This window comes from Stutzerimonas stutzeri (assembly GCF_013522825.1).
GTDB classification, from domain to species: Bacteria; Pseudomonadota; Gammaproteobacteria; order Pseudomonadales; family Pseudomonadaceae; genus Stutzerimonas; species Stutzerimonas stutzeri_AK.
Map to the genome: position 1 here is coordinate 1 of NZ_JAAMQZ010000078.1, position 4,539 is coordinate 4,539.

Genomic DNA, 4,539 nt, shown 5'->3' on the forward strand with positions numbered 1-4,539 from the left:
TGGAAGATCACGGCGGGCTGGCGTTCGCGCTTTTCGCACTGCCTGCTTTTCAACCCCACCGATAGGCAGTCGGCCGCCTACAACCCGCTGCTTGAAGTCCGGCGCGGCGCACATGAAGTGCGCGACGTGCAGAACATCGCCGACATTCTGGTTGACCCTGAAGGTGCGTTAGAGAAGCGCAATCATTGGGAGAAGACCAGCCACGCGCTACTGGTCGGTGCAATCTTGCATGTTCTGTACGCAGGCGAGGACAAGACGCTGCGCGGCGTCGCCAACTTCCTCAGCGACCCGGCGTGTCCGTTCGAGCTGACGCTGCACCGGATGATGACGACGAAGCACCTGGGCGATGCGCCTCACCCGGTTGTCGCATCCGCTGCCCGCGAAGTGCTCAACAAGTCGGACAACGAGCGATCGGGCGTGCTCTCCACCGCCATGTCGTTTCTCGGCCTGTACCGCGACCCGACCGTGGCCGAAGTCACATCGCGCTGCGATTGGCGCATCGCCGACCTGATTTCCGCCGAGCACCCGGTATCGCTCTATCTGGTGGTGCCGCCCTCCGACATAAGCCGCACCAAGCCGCTGATCCGGCTCATCTTGAACCAGATCGGGCGGCGGCTGACCGAATCGCTCGACGGCAGCGATGGCATCGCGCGCCGGCACAAGCTGCTGCTGATGCTGGACGAGTTTCCGGCGCTGGGTCGCCTCGATTTTTTCGAGTCCGCGCTTGCCTTCATGGCCGGCTACGGCATCCGCAGCTTTCTCATCGCTCAAAGCCTGAACCAGATCGACAAGGCGTATGGGCAGAACCATTCCATCCTCGACAACTGCCATGTCCGGGTGACTTTCGCCACCAACGACGAAAGGACGGCGAAAAGGATTTCCGAAACCCTCGGCACCGCCACCGAGCTTCGCGCGCAGCGCAACTACGCGGGCCACCGCCTCGCTCCGTGGCTGGGGCACCTGATGGTGTCGCGTCAGGAAACTGCACGTCCGCTGCTGACGCCCGGCGAGGTGATGCAGCTTCCACCTGAGGACGCCGTAGTCATGGTGTCCAGCGTTGCCCCGATCCGCGCGAAGAAGCTGCGTTACTACGTCGACGCCAATTTCAAGGATCGCGTCTTGCCACCGCCCGTGCTCGCAGTCGGGAGGTACGCCGACGCGCCGCCAGCCCGCCCCGACGACTGGAGCGGCTTGGCGATCCCGGCCGTACCTACGGCGCCGACCTCGGTATCCGCCGATGGTCCGGGCGGCACCGATGACGGCGGCCCGCGCCGCCAGCTCGAACTCTCCGAAACCGTCGCCTACGAGCCCGAGTTGGACGCGTGTGCGAACGACCTGGAGCTGCTCGATGACGACGACCTGGCGCTCCCGCTTCCCGGCCAGCTCGACCCGGCCATGCAGCGCACGGCCCGGCTGGCTTCTCTCGACCCCAACGACGGAATCGACCTATGAGCCAATACCGCCTCAATCTTTTCATCCAGCCCGAGCACGCCAAGCGCCTGGATGAACTTGCCGCCAAGAAAGGCGTGTCCAAGTCCTCCATCGTCGCAGCGGCCTTGGCGTCCTGGCTGTCACCCGATGCGGGCGACCAGCGTGAGGCCGCCATTGCCAAGCGGCTGGATCGACTGTCGCGGCAGACCGAACGCATGGAGCGCGACCAGAACATCCAGATCGAAACGCTGGCGCTGTTCATCCGCTATTTCTTGACCATCAGCACGCCGGTGCCAGAAGCCCACAAGGACGCGGCCCGCGCCCAGGGCAAAGCGCGCTTCGAGCAGTTCGTCGAGCAGTTGGGTCGCCACCTGCTGCGTGGCCGCAGTCTGGTGCGCGACGTGGTGGAGGAACTGCACCCCGATCCGATGCGGATGGATGACGCAGCAGCGATGGCGTCCGCCGATGAGCGAGCTGCAGAGCGTGCGTCATGAGTGCCGTTCCGCAGATTCCGCCTGAACCTCGCTCATCCGCCGCGGCGTCCCAGGATCGCCGCATCCAGATGCTGCGCACGGCGATGGGGCCGCTGATCGCCGCTGCGCTCGAAGATCCGGATGTTGTGGAAATCATGCTCAACCCCGATCGCACCCTGTGGGTGGATCGGCTGTCGTCGGGTCGCTCGCCGCTGGGCGTGGAGATGCCCGAGGCCGATGGTGAACGCATCATCCGCCTGGTCGCCGCGCATGTCGGCGCGGAGGTGCATCGCGGCCAGCCGCTCTTGACCGCCGAGTTGCCGGAAACCGGCGAGCGTTTCGAGGGCATCCTGCCTCCGGCCGCCCCGGGGCCAGCCTTCGCGCTACGCAAGCGGGCCGTGAGCATCATCGGCCTGGATCGCTACGTGGCCGACGGCATCCTGACCGCCGGGCAGGCCGAGTTCCTGCGCCGCGCCGTGCGCGAGCGGCAGAACATCCTGATCGCCGGCGGCACCAGCACCGGCAAGACCACGCTGGCGAACGCGCTGCTGGCCGAGATCGCCGCCACAGGCGACCGCGTGCTGGTGCTCGAAGACACCATCGAGCTGCAATGCGCGGCCCGCGACCATGTGCCGCTGCGCACCCGCGCCGGCGTCGTCACAATGACCGAGCTGGTGCGGGCCACGATGCGCCTGCGGCCTGACCGCGTGATCGTCGGCGAAGTGCGTGGCGGCGAAGCCCTGGACTTGGTGAAGGTCTGGGGCACCGGCCACCCCGGCGGCATTGCCACCATCCATGCCGGCTCCGCCTTGGGCGCACTGCTGCGTCTGGAGCAACTGATCCTCGAAGTGGCAGTGAATCCGCCCCGCGCCCTGATCGCCGAGGCGGTCAACGTGGTGATTCACATCGCAGGCCGTGGCCGCAAACGTCACGTCGAAACCATCTCCCGTGTCGTCGGCTTCGACGGTGCGGGCTATCGCCTGACAGATGCGCTGGAAACGCCGTTTCCCGAGCTGCCGCCGGTTCCTCTTGCAGCCGCTGCCGCTGCGCCTTCCTCGACCCCTGACCAACCTGGAGAACTGCCATGACGCACGTTGATGCTTTCCGTCTTTCCGTAAATCCTATTTCTCGCCTGTCCAGCATGGCGCGGCTGCGCCACCTGGCCCGTCCCGCAGGGCAAGGGCTGCTGCTGGCCGCGCTGATGCTGTTGCTGGCGGGCACGGCGCAGGCCGCCGGTTCCTCGATGCCGTGGGAAGGGCCGCTGACCTCCATCCTCGAATCCATCCAAGGGCCAGTCGCCCGGATCGTGGCGGTGATCATCATCATCTCGACGGGGCTTGCGCTGGCGTTCGGTGATACCAGCGGCGGCTTTCGCAAGCTGATCCAGATCGTGTTCGGCCTGTCCATCGCGTTCGCCGCGTCCTCGTTCTTCCTGTCGTTCTTCAGCTTCTCCGGAGGGGCCGTCGTATGAGTAAGGCCACCGATCTTCCGGGCTTTGAAGTGCCGCTGCATCGCTCGCTGACCGAGCCGATCCTGCTGGGCGGTGCGCCGCGCACCGTGGCGATTGCCAACGGCACGCTAGCCGCCGCCGTCGGGCTGGGCCTGCAACTGTGGATTCCCGGCGTGGTGCTCTGGATCGTCGGCCACTCGCTGGCCGTATGGGGTGCGCGCGTCGATCCGCAGTTCATGCAGGTCTTCGCGCGGCATATCAAACACCGCCCGCTTCTGGACGTGTGAGGGGAGGACGCCATGCTGAACCTTGCCGAATATCGTCAGCGCCCGGCCTTGCTTGCCGACTGGCTGCCCTGGGCCGGGCTGGTCGCGCCGGGCGTTGTGCTGAACAAAGATGGTTCGTTTCAACGCACGTTCCAGTTTCGCGGCCCCGACTTGGACAGTGCGACACAGGGCGAGCTGATTGCCACGTCGGCGCGGCAGAACAACGCGCTTCGCCGTACCGGGTCTGGCTGGGCCTTCTATATCGAGGCCGAGCGGATGCGGGCATCGAGCTATCCGCAATCCTCCTTTCCCGAACCACTGTCCTGGCTGGTGGATGAGGAGCGACGCGCGGCGTTCGAGGAGTCGGATGGCCATTTCGAGAGCGTCTATCACTTCACGTTGCAACACCTACCGCCGCAAGAGTCTCGCGCCCGTGCGGCTGGGATGCTGTACGAGAACCGGCCCACTGAGGGTGTGGACTGGCGTGGTCGGCTTGATTCCTTCGTGGCAGAGACCGATCGCGTGTTCGACCTGCTCGATGGTGTGATGCCGGAGATTGCCTGGCTGGACGATAGCCAGACGCTGACCTACCTGCATGCCACAGTCTCCACGCGGCGCTATCGCGTCGGCGTGCCCGACGTGCCGTTCCATATCGACGCACTGCTGGCCGATGCCGCGCTGGTCGGCGGCCTGGCGCCCATGCTGGGCGATCAGCACCTGCGCGTGGTGTCGGTACGAGGCTTCCCGACCTCGACCTGGCCGGGGATCTTGGACGACCTCAACCGCCTGGGCTTTGCGTATCGCTGGAGTACGCGCTTCCTGTGCCTGGACAAAGCCGAGGCGGAACGGGAATTGGGGCGCTTGCGGCGCCAATGGTTCGCCAAGCGCAAGAACGTCATCGCGCTGCTGCGCGAAACGA

Annotated in this window: 5 protein-coding genes and 1 pseudogene; all 6 read left to right on the forward strand. The window is 65.9% G+C overall.

Translation table 11 applies throughout. The features are described from left to right. A partial coding sequence (traG, locus tag G7020_RS23485; protein ID WP_181087200.1) for an IncP-type conjugal transfer protein TraG occupies positions 1–1,452 on the forward strand: 1,452 nt, incomplete at its 5' end. After that, the gene (locus G7020_RS23490) at positions 1,449–1,925 is read left to right on the forward strand and encodes a ribbon-helix-helix protein, CopG family (protein ID WP_000085131.1); all 477 of its coding nucleotides are present in this window, start codon (positions 1,449–1,451) and stop codon (positions 1,923–1,925) included. The genes traG and G7020_RS23490, both read left to right, overlap by 4 nt. After that, positions 1,922–2,992, forward strand: a complete 1,071-nt coding sequence (gene trbB, locus G7020_RS23495) for a P-type conjugative transfer ATPase TrbB (RefSeq protein ID WP_033936880.1) — start codon at positions 1,922–1,924, stop codon at positions 2,990–2,992. The genes G7020_RS23490 and trbB overlap by 4 nt, the downstream gene beginning before the upstream one ends. Continuing rightward, on the forward strand, positions 2,989–3,375 hold the full coding sequence (locus G7020_RS23500) for a TrbC/VirB2 family protein (protein WP_000150010.1): 387 nt from the start codon (positions 2,989–2,991) through the stop codon (positions 3,373–3,375). Before trbB ends, G7020_RS23500 begins: the two co-directional genes overlap by 4 nt. Next, complete coding sequence (locus G7020_RS23505) at positions 3,372–3,641, forward strand: VirB3 family type IV secretion system protein (RefSeq protein ID WP_003092280.1); 270 nt, start codon at positions 3,372–3,374, stop codon at positions 3,639–3,641. The genes G7020_RS23500 and G7020_RS23505 overlap by 4 nt, the downstream gene beginning before the upstream one ends. Positions 3,642–3,653: 12 nt before the next feature. Beyond that, positions 3,654–4,539 (forward strand): annotated as a pseudogene (locus G7020_RS23510) (conjugal transfer protein TrbE); the annotation flags it as partial.

What these genes read in the sequence shown, in the direction of transcription:
- G7020_RS23490 (WP_000085131.1), top strand. Translation starts at nt 1,449, where the DNA reads ATGAGCCAATACCGCCTCAATCTTTTCATCCAGCCCGAGCACGCCAAG.
- G7020_RS23500 (WP_000150010.1), top strand. Translation starts at nt 2,989, where the DNA reads ATGACGCACGTTGATGCTTTCCGTCTTTCCGTAAATCCTATTTCTCGC.
- G7020_RS23505 (WP_003092280.1), top strand. Translation starts at nt 3,372, where the DNA reads ATGAGTAAGGCCACCGATCTTCCGGGCTTTGAAGTGCCGCTGCATCGC.
- trbB (WP_033936880.1), top strand. Translation starts at nt 1,922, where the DNA reads ATGAGTGCCGTTCCGCAGATTCCGCCTGAACCTCGCTCATCCGCCGCG.